The organism is Pseudomonas sp. 67(2021), assembly GCF_017491835.1.
GTDB classification, from domain to species: domain Bacteria; phylum Pseudomonadota; class Gammaproteobacteria; order Pseudomonadales; family Pseudomonadaceae; genus Aquipseudomonas; species Aquipseudomonas atacamensis.
In genome coordinates this window covers 376245-399914 of sequence record NZ_JAFGYL010000002.1, presented here as the reverse complement: position 1 = coordinate 399914, position 23670 = coordinate 376245, and the positions used below count along the sequence as shown (strand labels likewise).

Below are 23670 nucleotides of genomic sequence, written 5' to 3'. Positions count from 1 at the left end.
CAAACCGTGGCAATCGTTGCTCTGTTGCCAGTCTGTGCGACCGCCGATTCAGGGCAGCAGTTTTTTCAGATCCTCCAACCCCACCGGCCGGCTGTGCAGATAACCCTGATACAAATGGCATTCCAGTCCCTGCAAAAACGCCAGCTGTGCTGGCGTCTCCACGCCTTCGGCAATCACTTCCAATTCCAAGCTGCGCGCCATCGCGACAATTGCGCGAATGATCTCGGCAACATTGGAATCGGTGGTCGCATCGCGGATAAACGACTGGTCGATCTTCAGGGTGTCTACCGGAAGGCGCTTCAAATAAGTCAGCGACGAATAACCGGTGCCGAAGTCGTCCATGGCGAAGCTCACGCCGAGCTTTTTCAGACGACGCATTTTGCTGATGGTGTCTTCCAGATTCTGGATGACGATGCCTTCGGTGATTTCCAGTTTCAGCAGCGAGCAGGGCAGGCCGTGGCTGGTCATGCTGTGTTCGATGCGTTCGACGAAATCGTTCTGGCGGAACTGCCGGGGGCTGATGTTCACGCACAGGCTGAAGTTGAGCGGGTCGACCAGTTTCAACGCGATCAGTTGTTTGAAGGCGTTGCAGGCTTCATCGAGGATCCACGTGCCGACTTCGAGAATCAGGCCACTGTCTTCCAGTACCTTGATGAACTCGGTGGGAGATTGCGCGCCGAGTTCGGGATGGTTCCAGCGCACCAGGGCTTCGGCGCCAATGATGCGGTTGTCGCGGGCATCGACCTGTGGCTGAAAGTGCACGTTGAACTCGCCGCGCGACAGCGCCAGGCGCAGGTCGGTCTCCATGCGCAGGCGCTCGCTGGCCGCTTTCTGCATGGTGTTGTGATACATCTGCGTGGTGTTGCGCCCGGAATCCTTGGCCCGGTACAGGGCGATGTCGGCGCGTTTGAGCAGGTCGGTCGGGGTCGAACCGTGATCGGGAATCAGCGCCACGCCAATGCTCGGCGTCACTTGCAGGCGCTGGCCATCGAGGAACATCGGCTCCGAAAGCAATTCGCGAATGGTGTCGGCCAGCGCGCGCACTTGTTCGCTGACTTCACTGCGCGAACCTTCGAGGCCGCTGAGCAACACCACAAACTCATCGCCACCGAGGCGCGCCACGGTGTCTTCCATGCGCACACTGGCTTCGAGCCGCGCGGTGATGATTTTCAGCACGGTGTCGCCGACCGGGTGGCCGAGGGAATCGTTGATGTGCTTGAAGTGATCGAGGTCGAGAAACAGCAAGGCGCCGCGCAGATTGTGGCGCTTGAGCAGGGCGATCTGCTGACTCAGGCGATCCATCAGCAAGGCGCGGTTGGGCAGGTTGGTCAGCGGGTCGTGATAGGCCAGGTGACGAATCTGCGCTTCGGCGTTCTTCAACAGGCTGACGTCGCGCGCGGTCAGCAGCAGGCACGCGGTTTCATTGAGCGTGATCGGCTCGACCGAGACCTCAACGGTGAGCAACTCGCCGCGCTTGTTGCGCCCGAGCATTTCCTGATGATGCACGCGGCCCTTGATCTGCAACTCGGCGAGTAAGGTCGAGCGTTGTTTCTCTTCCGCCCAGATCCCCACCTGATAAACGGTTTTGCCCACCACTTCGTCGGCGCGATAGCCGGTGAGGCGGCAGAAGCCATCGTTGACCTCAAGATAACGCCCGGTGTCGCGCTCGGTGATGGTGATGGCGTCGGGGCTGGAGTGAAACGCCTTGGCGAATTTTTCTTCGCTGGCCTTCAGCGCTGCTTCCGAGCGTTGTTGCTGGGTGATGTCGCGCAGGGTGGTGACTATGCACGGCTGGTCGCCGACGCTGATCTGCCGGCTGGAAATCACGCACGTCAGCGACTGGCCGTCCTTGTGCTGGACGAGAATGGCCACGTTGCTCAGGCCTTGTTCGCGAATCACCCGTTCGATGCGTTGCAGACTTTTCGCCGAGGCGTCCCACAGGCCGATTTCCTCGGCGGTGTGGCCAATCACATCGGCGGCGCTCCAGCCAAAGGTCTGGCTGAAGCTGGAATTGATCTCGATGAACTCCCCGGTTTCCTGGCGCGTGACGCAGATCGGATCGGGGCTGACCTGAAACAGCGTGGCGAATTTCTCTTCCGAGGCGACCAGACGCTGTTCGCGCTCGACCTGATCGGTAATGTCCAGCAGCGTGCCGGCCATTCGCAGCGGTGCGCCGTTGTCGTCGCGATAGAGACGCGCGCGGCTTTCCAGATAGCGCGAGCTGCCGTCGGGCAATTGCACCCGATAGGTCAGTTGATAATTGCCGGCGGGGCCTTCGCGCAGGCTGCGGTACGCGTCGCGCATGCTGTCGCGTTCCTCGCCCGGCACGCCTTCGAAAAACTCCTCGAATGATTCGTGGAATGGAATCGGCTCCAGCCCGTGCAATTGCGCAGCGCGCGCCGAGCCGTAAAGCATGCCGCTGGGGATGTGCCAGTCCCAGGTGCCGAGTTGCGCCGAATCCAGCGCCAGGTCGAGGCGTTCCTGGCTGTCCTTCAAGGCCAGTTCGGCGGCTTTGCGTTCAGTGGTGTCGAGAAACGTGCTGAGCAGATAGGGCTGACCTTCGAGCTCGACCTTCTGCGCGCTGAGGATGCCGTCGTGCACCTGGCCATTGCTGGCGCGAAACTGCACTTCCATGCTGATCAGCTCGCCCTTGGCTTTGGTTTTTTTCACCAGTTCGGCGCGTTGCTCGGGGTGCACCCACAAGCCCAGTTCCAGGGTGGTGCGGCCGATTGCGCTTTGCACCGGCCAGCCGAACAGGCTTTCGAAATACTGGTTGGCCTCGCTGATCAGGCCGTCCTCCTGTCGGGTCAGCAGAACCATGTTCGGGCATAGGTGGAAAAGTGTCGCGAAACGTTTCTCCGAGCTGCTCAAGGCCTGCTCGCGCTGGCGCTGGTGGGTGATTTCGCGAATCACCCCGATCATTCGGGGCCGGCCGTTCTTGTCTGGCAGCAGGCTACCGCTGATCTCCAGCCAGTGCAGGCTGCCGTCGGGCCAGCGGATGCGGTGATGCATCGCCTGCTCCAGAGGGGCGCCGGCGATCACCGCGTGGAAAGCACGCACGGTTTTCGCGCGGTCTTCCGGCGGCAACAGGTCGAGGTATTCCAAATCGGCGGGCAACGGCTGCCGTGGATCGAAACCGAACAACGCCTGGGTGCCCCGCGACCAGCTGATCTGCCCGCGCTCGATGTCCCAATACCAGGCACCGAGCCGCGCGCCGTTGAGCGCGGCGAGCAATTGCGGCGCGCTTTCCCAGCTCTGCTCGGAATGGCGCGGATCGACGGCCTGGATTCGCGGCATCGGCGGAGTTCGGTCAACAGATTTCGGCATTGTCAGCGGGCCTTGAGCTGAGTGGCGTTAGGCACAGGAGCGGCGCTATAGGAGTAGCACAAGTCAGGCCGGGATCCCTGGCCGATCGATTTGTGCATCCAGCAGGGCCATGAAGGCTCTTGCTGCATTCGATAGCGTCCGTTCGGTGTGCAAGATATAGCCTAGCTGGCGAGTGAGCTGTATGCCCGGCAATGCGATGCTTGCCACTTGTTCGTCGAGCATGGTGCGCGGTAGCACGCTCCAGGCCAGGCCGATGGAGACCATCATCTTGATGGTTTCCAGATAGTTGGTGCTCATGGCGATGTTCGGCGTCAGGCCCTGAGCTTCGAACAAACGCTGGACGATGTGGTGGGTAAAGGTGTTGCCGCCGGGGAAAACCGCCGGATGGCCGGCGATGTCCGCCAGACTGACGGCACCGTTGTTGATCAGCGAATGCTCCGGGGCGACGACGAAATCCAGCGGGTCGTCCCACACCGGCGTGGCTTTGACCAAGGTATGCGGCTCTGGCGCGAGGGTGATGACTGCCAGTTCTGCGCGGCCGTGGAGAATTTCCTCGTAGGCCACTTCCGAATCAAGAAACTGAATATCCAGCGCAACCTGTGGGTAGCGGCGGGTGAACTCCCTTAATAGAGGCGGCAAGCGGTGCAGGCCGATGTGGTGACTGGTGGCCAGCGTCAGGCGGCCGCTGACTTCACCGGTCAGGTTGGTCAGGGCGCGGCGGGTGTCGTCGAGCACGTTGAGAATCTGATAAGCCCGTGGCAGCAGGGCGCGACCGGCCTCGGTCAGGCCGACTTCGCGGCCCAAGCGGTCGAACAGGCGTACCTTCAATTGCTGCTCAAGACCGGCGATGCGCTTGCTGATCGCCGGTTGGGTCAGATGAAGCCGTTCGCCGGCGCCGGAGAAGCTGCCGGTCTCGGCGATGGCAATAAAAGCGTTGAGGTTAGCCAAGTCCATGTCGCATTCCAGTTGGTTATCCAAAGCATAAAAAATATGAATTTGAGTTATTTAATCTAACCCCATAGGATCGGCCTCACAAGCCAAAGGGTTATTGATAAGCCCAGGGCATAGAAACAAGCTGATGAGGAACCGTCTGATGGCCGGCAAAACGCTCTACGACAAGCTCTGGGATTCGCATTTGGTCAAGCAGCGCGACGATGGCTCGGCGCTGATCTACATCGATCGTCACATCATCCACGAAGTGACTTCGCCGCAAGCTTTCGAAGGCCTGCGTCTGGCTGGGCGCAAGCCTTGGCGCATCGATGCCAACATTGCGACCCCGGATCACAACGTACCGACCACCCCTGAGCGTAAGGGCGGCATCGAAGCCATTGCCGATCAGGTTTCGCGTTTGCAGGTGCAGACCCTCGACGACAATTGTGATGAATACGGCATCGTCGAGTTCAAGATGAACGACGTGCGTCAGGGCATCGTTCACGTCATCAGTCCGGAGCAGGGCGCGACCTTGCCGGGCATGACCGTGGTCTGCGGTGACTCGCACACCTCGACCCACGGCGCATTCGGTGCGTTGGCCCACGGCATCGGCACATCCGAGGTCGAGCACGTGCTCGCCACGCAGTGCCTGGTGGCCAAGAAAATGAAAAACATGCTGGTGCGCGTCGAAGGCCAATTGCCGTTCGGCGTGACCGCCAAGGACATCGTCCTTGCGGTGATCGGCAAGATCGGCACCGCCGGCGGTAACGGCCACGCCATCGAATTTGCCGGCAGCGCGATCCGCGATCTGTCCGTTGAAGGCCGCATGACCATCTGCAACATGTCCATCGAAGCCGGCGCCCGCGTCGGCCTGGTGGCGGCGGATCAGAAGACCATCGACTACGTCAAAGGTCGTCCATTCGCGCCGAAAGGCGAGCAGTGGGACATGGCCGTCGAAGCCTGGAAAGACCTGGTCTCCGACGTCGATGCCAAGTTCGATACCGTGGTCGAGCTCGACGCCGCGCAGATCAAGCCGCAAGTCAGCTGGGGCACTTCGCCTGAGATGGTTTTGGCTGTTGATCAGAACGTGCCGGACCCGGCCAAGGAAATGGATCTGGTCAAGCGCGACTCGATCGTCCGCGCCTTGAAATACATGGGTTTGACCGCCAATCAGGCGATTACCGACATTCAGCTCGATCGCGTGTTCATCGGTTCCTGCACCAACTCGCGCATCGAAGACTTGCGCGCCGCTGCGGTGATCGCCAAGGGCCGCAAGGTCGCCTCGACCATCAAGCAGGCGATCGTCGTGCCGGGCTCGGGTCTGGTCAAGGCGCAGGCCGAAGCCGAAGGGCTCGACAAGATTTTCCTCGAGGCCGGTTTCGAATGGCGTGAGCCGGGCTGCTCGATGTGCCTGGCGATGAACCCGGACCGTTTGGAGTCCGGCGAGCATTGCGCGTCGACGTCCAACCGTAATTTCGAAGGCCGTCAGGGCGCCGGTGGCCGTACCCACCTGGTCAGCCCGGCCATGGCGGCGGCGGCAGCAGTGAACGGCCGTTTCATTGACGTTCGTGAATTGATCCAAGGAGCACAGTAAAGATGAAGGCATTTACTCAGCACACTGGTCTTGTTGCGCCTCTGGATCGTGCCAACGTCGACACTGATCAGATCATTCCCAAGCAGTTCTTGAAGTCGATCAAGCGCACCGGTTTCGGTCCGAACCTGTTCGATGAGTGGCGTTATCTGGATGTCGGCCAGCCTTATCAGGACAACTCCAAGCGCCCGTTGAACAAGGATTTCGTCCTCAACGCCGAGCGTTATCAGGGTGCCAGCGTATTGCTCGCCCGCGAGAACTTCGGCTGCGGCTCGAGCCGTGAACACGCGCCGTGGGCGCTGGAAGAGTACGGTTTCCGCAGCATCATCGCGCCGAGTTACGCCGACATTTTCTTCAACAACAGTTTCAAGAACGGCCTGCTGCCGATCATCCTCAGCGATGCAGAAGTTGATGAACTGTTTAAGCAGGTTGAAGCCGAGCCGGGTTATCAATTGCAGATCGACTTGCAAGCGCAGACCGTGACCCGCCCGGATGGCAAGGTCTACAGCTTCGAGGTCGACGCGTTCCGCAAGCACTGCCTGCTCAATGGTCTGGACGATATCGGCCTGACCTTGCAGGACGGCGATGCGATTGCGACGTTCGAGGCCAGGCATCGTGTTAGCCAGCCGTGGTTGTTTCGCGACGCCTGACTCGGGATTGATGTAGTCAGGGCGGGCTCTTCGCGAGCAGGCTCGCTCCCACAGGGAATGTGTTTCAAACAACACTGCTTACAGGATGTGACCCATGACCAGCACCGCCCAGCATACCCAGGTCGTCCAGAAGCAATTCGGCGAACAGGCCGCCGCTTACCTCAGCAGCGCCGTTCACGCTCAAGGCACCGAATTCGCACTGCTACAAGCTGAGCTGGCCGGGCAGGGCGAGGCGCGGGTGCTGGACTTGGGTTGTGGCGCCGGTCATGTCAGCTTTCATGTGGCGCCGCTGGTCAGGGAAGTGGTGGCTTACGACCTGTCGCAGCAAATGCTTGATGTGGTTGCCGGCGCTGCCGTCGATCGCTGCTTGAGCAACATCATTACCGTCAACGGTGCTGCCGAGCGCTTGCCGTTCGCCGATGGCGAATTCGATTTTGTGTTCAGCCGCTATTCGGCGCATCACTGGAGCGACCTCGGTCTGGCCTTGCGCGAAGTGCGCCGGGTGCTGAAGCCGGGCGGGGTGGCGGCGTTCGTTGATGTGTTGTCACCGGGCAGTGCGTTGTTCGACACTTACCTGCAAAGCGTTGAGGTGTTGCGCGACACCAGCCATGTCCGCGACTACTCCGCAGCCGAGTGGCTGCGCCAGGTCAGCGAAGCCGGTCTGCATGTGCGCAGTACCACCCGGCAGCGCCTGCGTCTGGAGTACAGCAGTTGGGTGGAGCGCATGCGCACACCTGACGTGATGCGCGCGGCGATCCGCCAGTTGCAGCAGTCGATGGGCAACGAAGTGCGTGAGTATTTTGAGATAGATGCCGACGGCTCGTTCAGTACCGATGTGATCGTACTGATGGCCGAGCGATAAGAATTTTTCCCGGCGCGCCGTTCACTGGCGCACCGCTTGAAGACACGAGGAAAGCATGAGCAAGCAGATTCTGATTCTCCCGGGTGACGGTATTGGTCCGGAAATCATGGCCGAAGCGGTCAAGGTGCTGGAATTGGCCAATGACAAGTACAGCCTGGGCTTCGAGCTGAGCCACGACGTGATCGGTGGCGCGGCCATCGACAAGCATGGCGTGCCGCTGGCCGACGAAACCCTTGATCGCGCCCGCGCTGCCGACGCCGTGCTGCTGGGCGCTGTCGGTGGCCCGAAATGGGACACCATCGAGCGTGATATCCGCCCTGAACGCGGTCTGCTGAAAATCCGTGCGCAACTGGGCCTGTTCGGCAACCTGCGCCCGGCGATCCTCTATCCGCAACTGGCCGACGCATCGAGCCTGAAGCCGGAAATCGTCGCCGGTCTGGACATCCTCATCGTCCGTGAGCTGACCGGCGGCATTTACTTCGGCGCGCCGCGTGGCACCCGTACGCTGGACAATGGCGAGCGTCAGTCCTACGACACCCTGCCGTACAGCGAAAGCGAAATCCGCCGCATCGCACGTGTCGGTTTCGACATGGCCATGGTTCGAGGCAAGAAGCTCTGCTCGGTGGACAAGGCCAACGTCCTGGCGTCCAGCCAGTTGTGGCGTGAAGTGGTCGAGCAGGTGGCCAAGGATTACCCGGAAGTCGAACTGAGCCACATGTACGTCGACAACGCCGCCATGCAGTTGGTGCGCGCACCCAAGCAGTTCGACGTGATCGTCACCGACAACATGTTCGGTGACATCCTCTCCGACGAAGCGTCGATGCTCACCGGTTCGATCGGCATGCTGCCGTCGGCCTCGCTGGACTCCAACAACAAGGGCATGTACGAGCCGTGCCACGGTTCGGCGCCGGACATTGCCGGTAAAGGCATTGCCAACCCGCTGGCGACGATCCTGTCGGTGTCGATGATGCTGCGTTACAGCTTCAATCTGCACGACGCTGCCGATGCCATCGAAAAAGCTGTCAGTGTGGTGCTCGATCAGGGCTTGCGCACCGGTGACATCCACTCGGCCGGTTGTACCAAAGTCGGTACGCAGGAAATGGGCGACGCAGTAGTCGCCGCGCTGCGGAATCTGTAATCTCTCGGGCCCGCTGCGAAATTCAATACAAAGCAGCGGCCCACTTTTCAAGAAGGTGTAGTTGCGATGAAACGTGTAGGTCTGATCGGTTGGCGCGGGATGGTCGGTTCCGTGCTCATGCAGCGGATGCTGGAAGAGCAGGATTTCGATCTTATCGAGCCGGTGTTTTTCACCACGTCCAATGTCGGTGGCCAAGGCCCGTCCGTGGGCAAGGACATTGCTCCGCTCAAGGACGCTTACAGCATTGACGAGCTGAAGACCCTCGACGTGATCCTGACCTGCCAAGGCGGCGACTACACCAGCGAAGTATTCCCCAAGCTGCGCGAAGCCGGCTGGCAGGGCTACTGGATCGACGCGGCGTCGAGCCTGCGCATGAACGATGACGCGGTGATCATTCTTGACCCGGTCAACCGCAAGGTCATTGACCAGCAACTGGACGCGGGCACCAAGAATTACATCGGCGGCAACTGCACCGTCAGCCTGATGCTGATGGGTCTGGGCGGTCTGTTCGAGGCCGGTCTGGTCGAGTGGATGAGCGCCATGACCTATCAGGCGGCTTCCGGTGCCGGCGCGCAGAACATGCGTGAACTGATCAAGCAGATGGGCGCGACCCACGCCGCTGTCGCCGATCAACTGGCCGACCCGGCCAGCGCGATCCTCGACATCGACCGTCGCGTGGCCGAAGCCATGCGCAGCGACGCGTACCCGACCGAGAACTTCGGTGTACCGCTGGCCGGCAGCCTGATCCCGTGGATCGACAAGGAACTGCCGAACGGCCAGAGCCGCGAAGAGTGGAAGGCCCAGGCCGAGACCAACAAGATCCTCGGTCGCTTCAAGAGCCCGATCCCGGTCGACGGTATCTGCGTGCGCATCGGCGCCATGCGCTGCCACAGCCAGGCGCTGACCATCAAGCTGAACAAAGACGTACCGATCGCCGATATCGAAGGGCTGATCAGCCAGCACAACCCTTGGGTCAAACTGGTGCCGAACAACCGCGAGATCAGCATGCAGGAGCTGAGCCCGACCAAGGTCACCGGCACCCTGAATGTGCCGGTCGGTCGTCTGCGCAAGCTGAACATGGGTTCGCAATTCGTCGGCGCCTTCACCGTCGGCGACCAACTGCTGTGGGGCGCGGCCGAACCGCTGCGCCGCATGCTGCGGATCCTGCTGGAGCGTTGATCGCTTGAAGCAATGAAAGAGCCCGTGCCTTGTGAGAGGTGCGGGTTTTTTTATGCGCAATGATCGTTCCCATGCTCCGCGTGGGAATGCATCCCGGGACGCTCTGCGTCCCTTCCGAAGCAGAACGCGGAGCGTCCGTTGAGGCATTCCCACGCAGAGCGTGGGAACGATCGGTACGGGCAGAAATTGCCTGTGCGCCACCCACCCGGTAAAGTGCCGCTCCCCCCGTTTTGCCAGAGGTAGCTCCATGACCCAGACTTTCGATATCGCCGTTATCGGCGCCACCGGTACTGTCGGCGAAACCCTCGTACAGATTCTCGAAGAGCGCGACTTCCCGGTCGGCAATCTGCACCTGCTGGCCAGCAGCGAATCGGCCGGCAGCTCGGTACTGTTCCGCAACAAAAACGTCCGCGTGCGCGAGGTCGACGAGTTCGATTTCAGCAAGGTCAGACTGGTGTTCTTCGCCGCTGGCGCTGCGGTGTCGCTGAGCTACGCCGCTCGCGCCCATGCTGCCGGTTGCTCGTTGATCGACCTGTCTGGCGCCTTGCCTGCCGATCAGGCGCCACAAGTGGTGCCCGAGGCCAATGCCGATATTCTCGCCAGTCTGAAAAGCCCGTTCCAGGTCAGCAGCCCAAGCCCGTCGGCCACTACGCTTGCCGTGGTGCTGGCGCCGTTGCTCGATCTGCTCGATCTGCAATACGTCAACGTCACCGCCAACCTGGCCGTTTCCGCGCAAGGCCGCGAGGCGGTCACCGAGCTCGCGCGGCAGACCGCCGAGCTGCTCAACATGCGTCCGCTGGAACCGACGTTCTTCGACCGGCAGATGGCGTTCAACCTGCTGGCGCAAGTCGGTGCGCCTGATGCGCAAGGCCATACGCTGCTGGAAAAGCGTCTGGTACGCGAGTTGCGTCAGGTCCTGGCAAAACCTTTGTTGAAGATTTCTGCCACTTGCGTTCAAGCCCCGGTGTTTTTTGGCGATAGCTTTAGCGTGACCTTGCAGTCAGGCAGCGCTGTTGACCTGGAAAAGATCAACGCCGCGCTCGAGGCAGCACCGGGCATTGAGCTGGTCGAGGCCGGCGATTATCCGACCGCGGTCGGCGATGCGGTGGGGCAGGACGTGGTCTACGTAGGCCGCGTGCGCAGTGGTGTCGACGACCCGGCGGAACTAAATCTTTGGCTGACGTCAGATAACGTACGCAAAGGCGCGGCGCTCAATGCCGTGCAACTGGCTGAGTTGTTGATAAAAGACCTGCTGTAAAAGATACTTGGCAACAATTTGTCGACTGATTCTAGGTGAGCGCTATGCTTGCCCGAAGCGCGTCGATGACGAGTCACCCTCCGGGACTTTCCGGGGCAGCACCGAAATGATCGCGCGCGGCGACCCCCGTCGTCGCGCGCAATGCCTTACGGCAGCGGTATTCAAAAGCTTCTCGCTGGCCGAGGAACGTTCAAACAAAGGATGAGGCTATGGTTCAAGTTCGCAAACTGGTGTTAGCAATAGCGGCCGCCTCGGCGCTGTCCTCCGGTATGGCGCATGCCCTCGGGCTCGGGGAGCTGACCCTGAAGTCGACCCTGAACCAGCCGTTGGTGGCTGAAATCGAGCTGCTCGACGTCAAGGATCTCACCGCCGCCGAGGTGGTGCCGAGCCTGGCTTCCCCTGAAGACTTCGCCAAGGCTGGCGTCGATCGGCAGGCCTTTCTCAATGACCTGACGTTCACCCCGGTACTCAACGCCAGCGGCAAAAGCGTGTTGCGCGTGACCTCGAGCCAACCGCTGTCGGAACCGATGGTGAAGTTCCTCGTGCAGGTGATGTGGCCCAATGGCCGCCTGCTGCGTGATTACAGCGTGCTGCTCGATCCGTCGAAGTTCTCGCCGCAGACCGCTGACGCCGCCGCGCAACCGGCGCCGTCGCAGACCATCACCGCGCCAACCACTGGCGCCACCCATCGCAATCAATACACCACCACGCCGCGCGACACCCTGTGGGAAATCGCCGCGAAGGCACGCAACGGTGGCTCGGTGCAGCAGACCATGCTGGCGATTCAGGCGCTTAATCCGAATGCCTTTATCGACGGCAACATCAACCGTCTGAAAACCGGTCAGGTGCTGCGTCTGCCGGATCCGGTACAAAGCACCGCGCTGCCGCAGTCGGCGGCCATCGCTGAAGTGGCGGCGCAGAACGAAGCCTGGCGTCAGGGCCGTCGTTACGCGGCCAAGCCTGGCACCGGTCAGCAGCAGTTGGATGCAACCAATCGCGGTCGTGGCAATACCGGTACAGCGGCCAACACTCAGGACAATCTGAGCCTGGTCTCGGCGGAAAGCGCCAAGCCCGGTGCGAAAGGCCCGGCCGGCGACGCCAAGGCGCTGAGCAACAAACTGGCAATCACCCAGGAAAACCTCGACACGACCCGTCGTGACAACGAGGAACTGAAAAGCCGCATGGCGGATCTGCAGAGCCAGTTGGACAAGCTGCAAAAGCTGATCGAGCTGAAGAACAATCAACTGGCGAAGATGCAGGCCGACGGCGCCGGCGCCGCGCCTGGCGCCACTGCTGCTGTGCCGCCGGTGCCGGCGATTACTGCCGAACTGGCGGCGACCCCGCCAGCCACCCCGGCCGACGCCGCAGCGGCTTCACCGACTCCAGAGTCGGCCATCGCGCCGCCAGCGGAAACCCCGGTTGAGCCAGTCGTCGAGCCGGTGGTCGAAACTACGCCGCCTGCTGCCGCCGATGACGACAAAGCCTTCAATGAACTGCTGACCAATCCGATCCTGCTCGGCCTGATCGGCGGCGGTGCGGTGGTTCTCCTGCTTCTGCTGTTGCTGCTGGCGCGTCGTCGCAAAGCCCAGCAGGAAGCCGAAAAGCACCTGCGCATGGCCCGCGCTCTGGCTGAAGAGCAAGAATTCTCCGCTGAGCAGGAACTGCCGGAAAGCAGCTTCTCTGGTCTCGAAACCCCAGCGGCCAGCGTCAAACTCAATACGCCAGCTCCGGCACCTGCGCCAGCCCCTGCACCGGTCGTCACTCCGGTGGTGATGGCTGCGCCGATTGCCGCACCTCTGGTGGCCCCGGCCGGCGAGCGCTCTGATGATGTGCTCGACAAAGCGCAATCGCACATCAATGCCGGTCGCCTCAATCAAGCCGCCGCGCTGCTGGAAGAGGGCGTCAGCCTTGAGCCGGAACGCAGCGATCTGCGCCTGAAGCTGATGGAAGTCTACGGCCAGCAGGGCGACCGTGATGCGTTCGTCGCGCAGGAGCGTCAACTGGTGGCTAATGGCGATAACTTCGCCAAGGTCGAAGCACTGAAGAGCCGCTTCCCGGCCATGGCCGTGGTTGCTGCCGGTGGGCTGGCGGCTGCCGCCGTCGCTGCCGAGCTGGACGCGCAGTACGTCAAGGAACTGCTGCAAGACGAGCCGCAAGCGCCCGAGACCGCCGCTGACGACCTCGACACCGCGTTCGATTTGAGCCTGGACGACCTCGACAACATCACCCCGGTCGATCCTGCGCCAGCGGTCGAGCCAGAAGCGCCTGTCGAGCTCGACGCGTTTCCGGCCGAAGACGATCTGAGCTTCGCTTCGGTGCTGCAAGAACAGACCGAGATGAAAGACAATCTCGACGATCTGTCGGACTTCGATCTGGATATGGATCTGGGCGCCGAACCATCGCCGGCCACGTTGGCTGAAGATGACTTCCTGCTGGATCTGGACGACGGCGTGAAGGACTTGCCGCCGGTCGAGACGCCGGTTGTCGCTGACGTGCCGCAGGACGATCTGGAGCTGCCAGCCGATTTCGACCTGTCGCTGGCGGACGAAATGGACAGCAACCCAGCTGCTGAGCCGGACGCCTTTGCGGCCGAGCTGGACGACGTCAATGCCGAGCTGGATCGCCTGTCGCAAAGCATGGCCGAGCCGAGCTTCACCGAAGCGGACGCGGCGATGGGTGACGATCTGGGCGAAGACGATTTCGACTTCCTCGCCGGCACCGACGAAGCGGCGACCAAACTCGATCTGGCCCAGGCCTACATCGACATGGGCGACGCCGACGGTGCCCGTGACATCCTCAACGAAGTGTTGACCGAGGGTGACGAGAAGCAGCGGGGCGAGGCCAAGGAAATGCTTTCCAACCTGGCGTAAGTTCAGCGGTAAACAACAAGCGGCAGCCCGGTGGGGCTGCCGTTTTTGTTTGTGCCGGATTCGGCGGTGTCTGAACGATTGCTTTCGCGAGCAGGCTCGCTCCCACAGTGGGACGCATTGCAAATGTGGCAGCGAGCCTGCTCGCGAAGGGGGCGGTACTGCCGATAGAGAACTCTGGCATCCCCAGCCCACCGCCTTATAATGCCCGCCTTTGCAAATCAGCAGGCTGTCCCACCTTGGCAAACATAGATAACCCGGTCGCCGAAATGGCGCCCGACGGCTTTTACCGCGTCGCGCTGGGCGTTGAGTACAAAGGCTCGCGCTACAGCGGCTGGCAGCGTCAGTTGACCGGTGTGGCGACGGTGCAGGAAGAGCTTGAAAAAGCTCTGTCGAAAGTCGCCAATTCACCGGTTTCCCTGCAATGCGCCGGGCGTACCGACGCCGGCGTGCATGCCTGCGGCCAAGTGGTGCACTTTGACACCCAGGTTGATCGCTCGCTGAAAGCCTGGGTCATGGGCGCCAACATCAATCTGCCTCACGACATCAGCGTCAGTTGGGCCAGGGTCATGCCGGCGCATTTTCATGCGCGCTTCAAGGCCATTGCCCGGCGTTATCGCTATGTGATCTACAACGATCAGATTCGGCCGGCGCACCTCAATGAAGAAATCACCTGGAATCACCGTCCGCTCGACGCCGAGCGTATGGCCGAGGCCGCGCAGTACCTGATCGGTACTCACGATTTCAGCGCGTTCCGGGCCGGTCAGTGCCAGGCCAAGTCGCCGATCAAGAAGATGCATCACCTGCGCGTGACCCGTCACGGCAAGATGATCGTGCTCGACATTCGTGCCAATGCCTTCCTGCATCACATGGTGCGCAATATTGCCGGTGTGCTGATGACCATCGGTGCCGGGGAGCGCCCGGTGGAGTGGATGAAAGAAGTGCTGGAGAGTCGCGAGCGTCGTTCCGGCGGGGTGACGGCGCATCCATATGGGCTCTATCTGGTGCAGGTCGAGTACCACGACGAATTCCCGTTACCCGAGCGCTTTATCGGGCCACATTTCCTTACGGGTTTCTCCGAACTTGACGGCTGACGCCCTCGGACGCTTTTGTTACCATCCGGGACGTTTTCGGATTTTGCCTTGAGGTTTTCCTGACATGTCAGCTGTTCGCAGCAAGATCTGCGGCATTACCCGCATCGAAGATGCACTGGCCGCCGTCGAAGCCGGTGCCGATGCGATCGGTCTGGTGTTTTACGCCAAGAGCCCGCGTGCAGTGAATGTGCAGCAGGCAAGGGCGATCATCAAGGCGTTGCCGCCGTTCGTCACCACCGTGGGGCTGTTCGTCAACGCCAGTCGTTGCGAGCTGGGAGAAATCCTCGATGCGGTGCCGCTTGATCTGCTGCAATTCCATGGCGACGAAAGCGCGCAGGAGTGCGAAGGCTGGCATCGTCCGTACATCAAGGCGCTGCGGGTCAAGGCTGGCGATGACATTGCCGCTGCCTGCGATGCCTTCCCCGGCGCCAGTGGCGTACTGCTCGACACGTATGTCGAAGGGGTGCCTGGCGGAACCGGCGAGGCGTTTGACTGGTCACTGATTCCGCAACACCTGAGCAAGCCGCTGATTCTGGCCGGTGGCCTGACGCCGGAGAACGTTGCTGATGCGGTAGCGCGGGTCAAGCCCTACGCGGTGGATGTCAGCGGCGGGGTAGAAGCGAGCAAAGGCATCAAGGATCACCACAAGATTCGCGCATTCATCAACGCGGTGCGCGGCAATACATTGTCGATGTGACGGCTGGCAGTCTGCCGCCGTCCATCAATGCACTTGCACAAAGCAGGCGCGGCTGAGGGTTGCTGAATCGTACGCAGGTCATGTTCCGCGCTGACCGCGACTCTTCATCAACCATCGCCACACACATGAATTTAGCTCAAGGGCATACGCGGGGCTGCGAACCAGAGCGTTCGGGCCGCCGGTACTGGAGAAAGAAAGCATGAGCAACTGGTTAGTAGACAAACTGATCCCTTCGATCATGCGCTCGGAGGTCAAGAAGAGCTCGGTGCCTGAAGGTCTGTGGCACAAATGCCCGTCCTGCGAGGCGGTGTTGTACCGTCCGGAGCTGGAAAAGACCCTGGACGTTTGCCCCAAGTGCAACCACCACATGCGCATCGGCGCACGTGCGCGCATCGACATCTTCCTCGACCCGGAAGGCCGCAACGAACTGGGTGCTGACCTGGAGCCGGTTGACCGTCTGAAATTCCGCGACGGCAAGAAGTACAAGGATCGTCTGGTTGCTGCGCAGAAGCAGACCGGCGAAAAAGACGCGCTGATCTCGGTCAGCGGTACCTTGCTGGGCATGCCGGTAGTGGTTTCGGCATTCGAATTCAACTTCATGGGCGGTTCCATGGGCGCCATCGTCGGTGAGCGCTTCGTTCGCGCTGCCAACTACGCACTGGAAAACCGCTGCCCGATGATCTGCTTCGCCGCTTCCGGTGGCGCACGCATGCAGGAAGCGCTGATCTCGCTGATGCAGATGGCCAAGACCTCGGCCGTGCTGGCGCGCCTGCGTGAAGAAGGCATTCCGTTCATCTCCGTACTGACCGACCCGGTCTACGGCGGTGTTTCCGCCAGTCTGGCGATGCTCGGTGACGTCATCGTTGGCGAACCGAAAGCCCTGATCGGCTTCGCCGGTCCGCGGGTAATCGAGCAGACCGTGCGCGAAAAACTGCCAGAAGGCTTCCAGCGCAGCGAGTTTCTGCTGGAACACGGCGCCATCGACATGATCATCCACCGTCAGGAACTGCGCCCACGTCTGGGTAACCTGCTGGCACAAATGACCGGCAAGCCGACGCCGAAGTTCGTCGCCGCGCCGATCGAGCCGATCGTGGTTCCGCCGGTGCCTGCCAACGTATGACCCAGCGCACCCTTGGTGAATGGCTCGCCTACCTCGAGCAGTTGCATCCGTCGGCCATCGACATGGGCCTGGAGCGTTCGCAACAGGTAGCGTCCCGCATGGGGCTGGGCCAGCCGGCGCCTCGGGTGATCACGGTCACCGGCACCAACGGCAAGGGTTCGACCTGCGCGTTCGTGGCTTCTTTGCTGCGTGCGCAGGGCCTTAGCGTTGGCGTCTACAATTCTCCGCACCTGCTGCGTTATAACGAGCGGGTGCAACTCAATGGCGTCGAAGCCACTGACGTCCAGCTGTGCGAAGCCTTTGCTGCGGTCGAGGCGGGCCGCGGCGAGACTTCCCTGACTTACTTCGAAATGGGCACTCTGGCAGCGCTCTGGCTGTTCCAGCAGGCCGCGCTTGATGCTGTGGTGCTTGAAGTGGGTCTGGGCGGGCGTCTGGACACGGTCAATGTGGTCGATGCCGACATCGCGCTGGTCACCAGCATTGGTGTCGATCACGCCGATTATCTGGGCGACACCCGCGAATCCGTCGCCTTCGAGAAGGCCGGTATCTTCCGCCAGGGCAAACCGGCCCTGTGTGGCGACCTGAATCCGCCGCAACCACTGCTCGACAAGGCGCGTGAACTGGCTTGCCCGTTTTTTCTGCGTGGACGCGATTTCGATCTTGGCACCACCGAGCAGCATTGGCAGTGGCGCGGTACCGATGCACAGGGCGAGGCGGTCGAACTGCGTGACTTGCCACTGCTTGATCTGCCGATGGAAAACGCCGCGCTGGCGCTGCAAGCCTATCTGCTGACAGGTTTGCCGTGGAATGCCGAACAGATCGTATCTGCATTGCAGGCGACGCGCGTGGTCGGGCGCCTCGATCGTCGTTCGTTCGAATGGAACGGCAAGCGCCTGAACCTGTTGCTGGATGTCGGTCACAATCCGCATGCCGCTGAATATCTCGCGCGACGTCTGGGTGCGCGGCCGCCGGTTGGCAAGCGTTTGGCGGTGTTCGGGTTGCTGGCGGACAAGGATCTGGATGGTGTTGTTGGCGAATTGAATGCTAGTGTCGCGCATTGGGCTGTCGCGCCGCTGGATTCGCCGCGCGCGCGTCCGGTGGCTGAGCTTGAGGCAGCGCTGCAGAACCTTGGTGCTTCGGTTACGTCTTACGCCAGCGTTGCGGCCGCTCTGGAAGGGCAGTGCGCTATAGCAACCAGCGACGACGAGATTCTGTTGTTCGGATCATTTTATTGTGTCGCCGAGGCCCTTGAATGGCTGGCCCGGCGCTCCACGGAGGAAGCGGCAAATGGCTTTGCTGGATAAAGCGTACAAGCAGCGCATGGTTGGCGCGCTGGTGCTGGTGGCGCTGGCGGTGATCTTCCTGCCGATGCTGTTTTCCCGTCAGGATGAGCAGCGTCAGGTGACCGTCGAGGCCCCGGCTGCGCCTCAGCCTTCGGCCATGCCGCAAGTGCAAATGGACCCGGTCGCCGTGCCTGAGCCCCAGGCTTTGCCACAAGAGCCGGTGCCAACGGACGAAGAGGTCGCTGAAGAAGCGGTGCCTGCTGCTCCGGCTGCTGCTCCGGCCGCCCCGGCACCGACCATCCCGGCGCAGATTGCCCGCCCGGCAACGCCGCCACCGGTGGCCAAGCCGATTCCGGCGCCGGCTCAGCCAATCACCTCCGCAACCAGCAAGCCTGACACCACGCAGAGCCGCGTCGATGCCAACGGTCTGTCGGTGAGCTGGTCGGTGCAACTGGCCAGTCTGTCGAGCCGCGCCAGCGCCGAAAGCCTGCAGAAGAACCTGCGCAGCCAGGGTTATAACGCCTACATTCGTTCGGCCGATGGCAAGAATCGGGTGTTCGTCGGTCCGCTGATCGAGCGTGCCGAGGCCGATCGTCTGCGTGATCTGCTGAGCCGTCAACAGAACCTCAAGGGCTTCGTTGTCCGTTTTCAGCCTGAACGTGGCTGAAATCTATCACCTCGATTGAAAAGCACTGACAATCGCAGCTTACCGACAGCCATGCGCTCTGCTAAAATGCGCCGCCTTATCCGTCTGTAGGCTGCACTGTGCCATTTACCTGGGTTGACTGGGCGATCGTTGCAATCATCGCCATCTCCGCATTGATCAGTCTGAGCCGCGGCTTCGTAAAGGAAGCGTTATCGCTGCTGACCTGGATCATCGCAGGAGCGGTTGCCTGGATGTTTGGTGGCTCACTGTCCGAGTACCTCGCCGGATACATCGAAACCCCATCGGCTCGCGTGATCGCGGGCTGTGCCATCATGTTTGTCGCCACACTGATCGTGGGCGCAATGATCAATTATCTTATCGGCGAGTTGGTTCGCGTCACCGGGTTGTCCGGGACCGACCGATTCCTCGGCATGGCCTTCGGCGCAGCGCGTGGCGTGTTGCTGGTGGTCGTGGCGGTCGGGCTGTTGAGCCTGGGGCCGGTACAGCAGGACGGGTGGTGGAAAGAATCACAGCTCGTGCCCAAGTTTCTATTGGTCGCCGACTGGTCCAAAAACCTGATACTCGGGTGGAGCAGTCAGTGGCTTGCCAGCGGAATCAGCGTACCCGCTGAGATTCCGTTCAAGGAGCAGCTCTTGCCGACGGCGAAAACGCCTCAGTGAGTGCTGTTCAGTTCAGATCCATTAAGTAGGGGTTGCGTCGCATGTGTGGCATCGTCGGTATCGTCGGTAAGTCGAACGTCAATCAGGCGCTGTATGACGCGCTAACCGTGCTCCAGCACCGCGGCCAGGACGCTGCCGGTATCGTGACCAGCCATGATGGCCGGTTGTTCCTGCGCAAGGATAATGGCCTGGTGCGTGACGTGTTCCAGCAGCGTCACATGCAGCGTCTGGTCGGCCACATGGGTATCGGCCACGTCCGTTACCCGACTGCCGGCAGCTCGACGTCGGCCGAAGCCCAGCCGTTCTACGTCAACTCGCCGTACGGCATCACCCTGGCGCACAACGGCAACCTGACCAACGTTGAACAGTTGGCCAAAGAGATCTACGAATCCGATCTGCGTCACGTCAACACCAGTTCCGACTCGGAAGTGCTGCTCAACGTGTTCGCCCACGAGCTGGCCCAGCGCGGCAAGCTGCAGCCGACCGAAGAGGACGTGTTCGCCGCTGTGACCGACGTGCACAACCGTTGTGTTGGTGGTTACGCCGTTGTGGCGATGGTCACCGGTTACGGCATCGTTGGTTTCCGCGACCCGCACGGCATTCGCCCGATCGTGTTCGGCCAGCGTCACACTGACGAAGGCGTCGAGTACATGATTGCCTCGGAAAGCGTTTCCCTGGACGTGCTCGGTTTCACCCTGATCCGCGATCTCGCGCCAGGCGAAGCGGTGTACATCACCGAAGATGGCAAGCTGCACACCCGTCAGTGCGCAACCAACCCGTCGCTGACCCCGTGCATCTTCGAACACGTCTACCTGGCGCGTCCGGATTCGATCATCGACGGCGTGTCGGTGTACAAAGCGCGTCTGCGCATGGGCGAGAAGCTCGCCGAGAAGATCCTGCGCGAGCGCCCTGAGCACGACATCGACGTGGTCATCCCGATTCCGGACACCAGCCGTACTGCCGCGCTGGAGCTGGCCAATCACCTTGGCGTGAAATTCCGCGAAGGCTTCGTCAAGAACCGTTACATCGGTCGCACCTTCATCATGCCGGGCCAGGCCGCACGCAAGAAGTCGGTACGCCAGAAGCTCAATGCCATCGAGCTGGAATTCCGCGGCAAGAACGTCATGCTGGTCGATGACTCGATCGTGCGCGGCACCACTTGCAAGCAGATCATCCAGATGGCCCGCGAAGCCGGCGCGAAAAACGTCTACTTCTGCTCGGCGGCACCTGCGGTGCGCTTCCCGAACGTCTACGGTATCGACATGCCGAGCGCTCACGAACTGATCGCGCACAACCGTTCGACTCAGGACGTGGCCGATCTGATCGGCGCTGACTGGCTGATCTATCAGGACTTGCCTGACTTGATCGAAGCGGTCGGTGGCGGCAAGATCAAGATCGAGCACTTCGATTGCGCGGTGTTCGACGGCAAGTACGTGACCGGTGACGTCGACGAGGCTTACCTGAACAAGATCGAACAGGCGCGCAACGATGCCTCGAAGGTCAAGACCCAGGCAGTCAGTGCGATCATCGATCTGTACAACAACTGAGTTTCCACCGGCCCTGAGGGGCCGGTTTTGTATCTGATATTCATTGTTCGAGAACAGCAAGGAGAGACAGCATGAGTCAGGAATGGGATGCCGGTCGGCTGGACAGCGACCTCGAAGGCGTAGCGTTCGATACCCTGGCCGTCCGTGCCGGTCAGCACCGCACGCCGGAAGGCGAACACGGTGACCCGATGTTCTTCACCTCCAGTTACGTGTTCCGCACCGCTGCCGATGCAGCGGCGCGCTTTGCCGGCGAAGTGCCGGGCAACGTCTATTCGCGCTACACCAACCCGACCGTGCGCGCGTTCGAAGAACGCATTGCCGCGCTGGAGGGCGCCGAGCAAGCCGTCGCCACGGCAACCGGCATGGCCGCGATCATGGCGGTGGTGATGAGCCTGTGCAGTGCTGGCGATCATGTGCTGGTGTCGCGCAGCGTGTTCGGCTCGACCATCAGCCTCTTCGAGAAGTACTTCAAACGCTTCGGCGTCGAAGTCGATTACGTCCCGCTGGCCGATCTGTCAGCCTGGGACGCGGCGATCAAGTCCAACACCAAACTGCTCTTTGTCGAGTCGCCGTCCAATCCTTTGGCCGAACTGGTGGATATCGCCGCACTGGCAGAAATCGCGCATGCCAAGGGCGCGCAGCTGGTGGTCGACAATTGCTTCTGCACCCCGGCGTTGCAGCAGCCGCTGAAGCTCGGCGCGGACATTGTCGTGCACTCGGCGACCAAGTTCATCGACGGTCAGGGTCGCTGCATGGGCGGCGTTGTCGCCGGTCGCGGTGAACAGATGAAAGAAGTGGTGGGTTTCCTGCGGACCGCCGGGCCGACCCTCAGCCCGTTCAACGCGTGGATCTTCCTCAAAGGCCTCGAGACCCTCAACCTGCGCATGAAAGCGCATTGCGCCAACGCTCAGGCGCTGGCCGAATGGCTGGAGCAGCAGGACGGCATCGAGAAGGTCCATTACGCCGGTCTGAAGAGCCATCCGCAGCACGAGTTGGCCCAGCGCCAGCAGAAGGGCTTCGGTGCGGTGGTCAGCTTCGAGGTCAAGGGCGGCAAAGAAGGCGCCTGGCGCTTTATCGATGCCACGCGGTTGATTTCGATCACCGCCAACCTCGGCGACAGCAAAACCACGATCACCCATCCAAGCACCACCTCCCACGGCCGTTTGGCGCCACAGGAGCGTGAAGCGGCAGGCATTCGTGACAGTCTGATCCGCGTTGCGGTCGGTCTGGAAGATGTGGCTGACCTGCAAGCTGACCTGGCGCGCGGTCTGGCGGCATTGTGATCGAGTTGTCCACACCCGCGGCCAACACCCATGGCCGCGTGGCGCTGGTCACTGGCGCTGCACGCGGTATCGGCCTCGGAATCGCCGCTTGGCTGATCAGCGAAGGCTGGCAGGTGGTGCTGACCGATCTTGATCGGGTGCGTGGTTCGAAAGTGGCGAAGGTGCTCGGCGAGAACGCCTGGTTCATCGCCATGGACGTCGCCGACGAAAATCAGGTCGCGCTGGGCGTGGCCGAGGTATTGGGGCAGTTTGGTCGCCTTGATGCGTTGGTCTGCAACGCGGCGGTCGCCGATCCGCACAACATCACCCTGGAAAGCCTCGATCTGGCGTATTGGAATCGGGTGCTGGCGGTGAATCTGAGCGGGCCGATGTTACTGGCCAAGCACTGTGCGCCGTATCTGCGTGCGCACAACGGTTCGATCGTCAATCTGGCCTCGACCCGCGCGCGACAGTCGGAGGCGGACTCCGAGGCGTATGCGGCGAGCAAGGGCGGGCTGTTGGCGCTGACCCATGCGCTGGCAATCAGCCTTGGACCGGAAATCCGCGTGAACGCAGTCAGTCCTGGCTGGATTGATGCCCGTGATCCCTCGGTGCGTCGCGCCGAACCTTTGGCCGATGCCGATCATGCTCAGCATCCGGCGGGCAGGGTAGGGACTGTCGAGGACGTGGCGGCGATGGTGGCGTGGTTGCTGTCGAGGAATGCGGGATTTGTCACCGGGCAGGAATTTGTCGTCGATGGCGGCATGACCAAGAAAATGATCTACGAGCAGTGAAAGGCAGCTTCAAGCTTCAAGCTTCAAGCTGCAAGCTGCAAGCTGCAAGCTGCAAGTTAAAGCAAGACGCTGGTCTGCCTGCTTTAGGTGATCATCCTTTTCTTGAAGCTTGAAGCTTGAAGCTTGAAGCTTGAAGCTTGAAGCTTGAAGCTTGAAGCTTGAAGCTTGAAGCTTGAAGCTTGAAGCTTGAAGCTTGAAGCCGTTTTTGAAAAAAACTCCAATCCTGCTATTGACTTAGCTTCGCCACCTGCGTAAATTTCGCGGCCTCGGAGATGCAAACGGGTGATTAGCTCAGCTGGGAGAGCGTCTGCCTTACAAGCAGAATGTCGGCGGTTCGATCCCGTCATCACCCACCACTCCCGAGAAGCTTGCGCAAGCAAGAGAGTAGGCTGAAAGTGCCTGCACCGACGCGCAGCGGTAGTTCAGTCGGTTAGAATACCGGCCTGTCACGCCGGGGGTCGCGGGTTCGAGTCCCGTCCGCTGCGCCATATTTTACGAGTCAGATTCATCTGGTTCGCGATTACCAGGCACCGAAGCCGGTAATCAAAACGAGTTACTTGAGCGCAAGCTCAAAGCGATACGCAGCGGTAGTTCAGTCGGTTAGAATACCGGCCTGTCACGCCGGGGGTCGCGGGTTCGAGTCCCGTCCGCTGCGCCATATCTGTTTCAAGGATCACTGAACGCCTTGAAGCGCCGAAACCAGTCATAGGCTGGATCGGATCGATAGCAAAGACCCTGGTCGAAA

The 23670-nt window shown here is 61.2% G+C and carries 18 protein-coding genes and 3 tRNA genes; 19 read left to right on the top strand and 2 right to left on the bottom strand.

Annotated elements, in window-relative coordinates; translation table 11 throughout:
* Nucleotides 1-48: 48 nt before the first annotated feature.
* Nucleotides 49-3327, bottom strand: coding sequence for a PAS domain S-box protein (locus tag J5M66_RS05485; protein ID WP_123443177.1), 3279 nt, complete (start codon nt 3325-3327; stop codon nt 49-51).
* Nucleotides 3328-3390: 63 nt separating this feature from the next.
* Complete coding sequence (locus tag J5M66_RS05480; RefSeq protein ID WP_024012384.1) at nt 3391-4281, bottom strand: LysR family transcriptional regulator; 891 nt, start codon at nt 4279-4281, stop codon at nt 3391-3393.
* 139 nt (nt 4282-4420) lie between these two features.
* Here J5M66_RS05480 and leuC point away from each other — a divergent pair, with 139 nt between their 5' ends.
* The 19 genes from leuC (at nt 4421) to J5M66_RS05385 (ending at nt 23583) form a co-directional block, all read left to right on the top strand.
* Complete coding sequence (gene leuC, locus J5M66_RS05475) at nt 4421-5851, top strand: 3-isopropylmalate dehydratase large subunit (protein WP_116657799.1); 1431 nt, start codon at nt 4421-4423, stop codon at nt 5849-5851.
* 2 nt (nt 5852-5853) lie between these two features.
* Nucleotides 5854-6498 carry a 3-isopropylmalate dehydratase small subunit gene (gene leuD, locus J5M66_RS05470; RefSeq protein ID WP_207807348.1) on the top strand — a complete coding sequence of 215 codons (645 nt, stop codon included), beginning with the start codon at nt 5854-5856 and terminating at the stop codon, nt 6496-6498.
* A gap of 94 nt (nt 6499-6592) precedes the next feature.
* On the top strand, nt 6593-7360 hold the full coding sequence (locus J5M66_RS05465; RefSeq protein ID WP_207807347.1) for a class I SAM-dependent methyltransferase: 768 nt from the start codon (nt 6593-6595) through the stop codon (nt 7358-7360).
* Nucleotides 7361-7415: 55 nt separating this feature from the next.
* Nucleotides 7416-8498, top strand: a complete 1083-nt coding sequence (gene leuB / locus J5M66_RS05460) for a 3-isopropylmalate dehydrogenase (protein ID WP_016773933.1) — start codon at nt 7416-7418, stop codon at nt 8496-8498.
* Between the two features lie 66 nt (nt 8499-8564).
* Nucleotides 8565-9677, top strand: a complete 1113-nt coding sequence (asd, locus tag J5M66_RS05455; RefSeq protein ID WP_016773934.1) for an aspartate-semialdehyde dehydrogenase — start codon at nt 8565-8567, stop codon at nt 9675-9677.
* 247 nt (nt 9678-9924) lie between these two features.
* A complete protein-coding gene (locus tag J5M66_RS05450) occupies nt 9925-10935 on the top strand; it encodes an aspartate-semialdehyde dehydrogenase (RefSeq protein WP_207807346.1) in 1011 nt (336 codons plus the stop codon).
* 209 nt (nt 10936-11144) lie between these two features.
* Entirely contained in the window at nt 11145-13805 is a 2661-nt protein-coding gene (locus tag J5M66_RS05445) for a FimV/HubP family polar landmark protein (RefSeq protein ID WP_207807345.1), read from the top strand.
* A gap of 266 nt (nt 13806-14071) precedes the next feature.
* Nucleotides 14072-14896, top strand: coding sequence for a tRNA pseudouridine(38-40) synthase TruA (gene truA / locus J5M66_RS05440; RefSeq protein WP_016773937.1), 825 nt, complete (start codon nt 14072-14074; stop codon nt 14894-14896).
* A gap of 64 nt (nt 14897-14960) precedes the next feature.
* The gene (locus J5M66_RS05435) at nt 14961-15593 is read left to right on the top strand and encodes a phosphoribosylanthranilate isomerase (RefSeq protein WP_206420690.1); all 633 of its coding nucleotides are present in this window, start codon (nt 14961-14963) and stop codon (nt 15591-15593) included.
* 199 nt (nt 15594-15792) lie between these two features.
* Nucleotides 15793-16713 (top strand): acetyl-CoA carboxylase, carboxyltransferase subunit beta, encoded by a 921-nt coding sequence (gene accD / locus J5M66_RS05430; protein WP_016773939.1) that lies wholly within the window; start codon nt 15793-15795, stop codon nt 16711-16713.
* Nucleotides 16710-18017 carry a bifunctional tetrahydrofolate synthase/dihydrofolate synthase gene (gene folC / locus J5M66_RS05425; RefSeq protein ID WP_206420689.1) on the top strand — a complete coding sequence of 436 codons (1308 nt, stop codon included), beginning with the start codon at nt 16710-16712 and terminating at the stop codon, nt 18015-18017. Before accD ends, folC begins: the two co-directional genes overlap by 4 nt.
* On the top strand, nt 18001-18663 hold the full coding sequence (locus tag J5M66_RS05420; RefSeq protein ID WP_125918414.1) for an SPOR domain-containing protein: 663 nt from the start codon (nt 18001-18003) through the stop codon (nt 18661-18663). The genes folC and J5M66_RS05420 overlap by 17 nt, the downstream gene beginning before the upstream one ends.
* A 98-nt stretch (nt 18664-18761) precedes the next feature.
* Complete coding sequence (locus tag J5M66_RS05415; protein WP_016773942.1) at nt 18762-19322, top strand: CvpA family protein; 561 nt, start codon at nt 18762-18764, stop codon at nt 19320-19322.
* Nucleotides 19323-19363: 41 nt separating this feature from the next.
* Nucleotides 19364-20869 (top strand): amidophosphoribosyltransferase, encoded by a 1506-nt coding sequence (gene purF, locus J5M66_RS05410; RefSeq protein WP_016773943.1) that lies wholly within the window; start codon nt 19364-19366, stop codon nt 20867-20869.
* A 71-nt stretch (nt 20870-20940) separates the two neighbouring features.
* Complete coding sequence (locus J5M66_RS05405; RefSeq protein WP_016773944.1) at nt 20941-22152, top strand: O-succinylhomoserine sulfhydrylase; 1212 nt, start codon at nt 20941-20943, stop codon at nt 22150-22152.
* Nucleotides 22149-22925 carry an SDR family oxidoreductase gene (locus J5M66_RS05400; RefSeq protein WP_071171659.1) on the top strand — a complete coding sequence of 259 codons (777 nt, stop codon included), beginning with the start codon at nt 22149-22151 and terminating at the stop codon, nt 22923-22925. Before J5M66_RS05405 ends, J5M66_RS05400 begins: the two co-directional genes overlap by 4 nt.
* A 280-nt stretch (nt 22926-23205) precedes the next feature.
* Nucleotides 23206-23281, top strand: a tRNA-Val gene (locus J5M66_RS05395).
* 55 nt (nt 23282-23336) lie between these two features.
* A tRNA-Asp gene (locus tag J5M66_RS05390) sits at nt 23337-23413 on the top strand.
* A gap of 93 nt (nt 23414-23506) precedes the next feature.
* Nucleotides 23507-23583 (top strand) — tRNA-Asp (locus tag J5M66_RS05385).
* Nucleotides 23584-23670 lie beyond the last annotated feature (87 nt).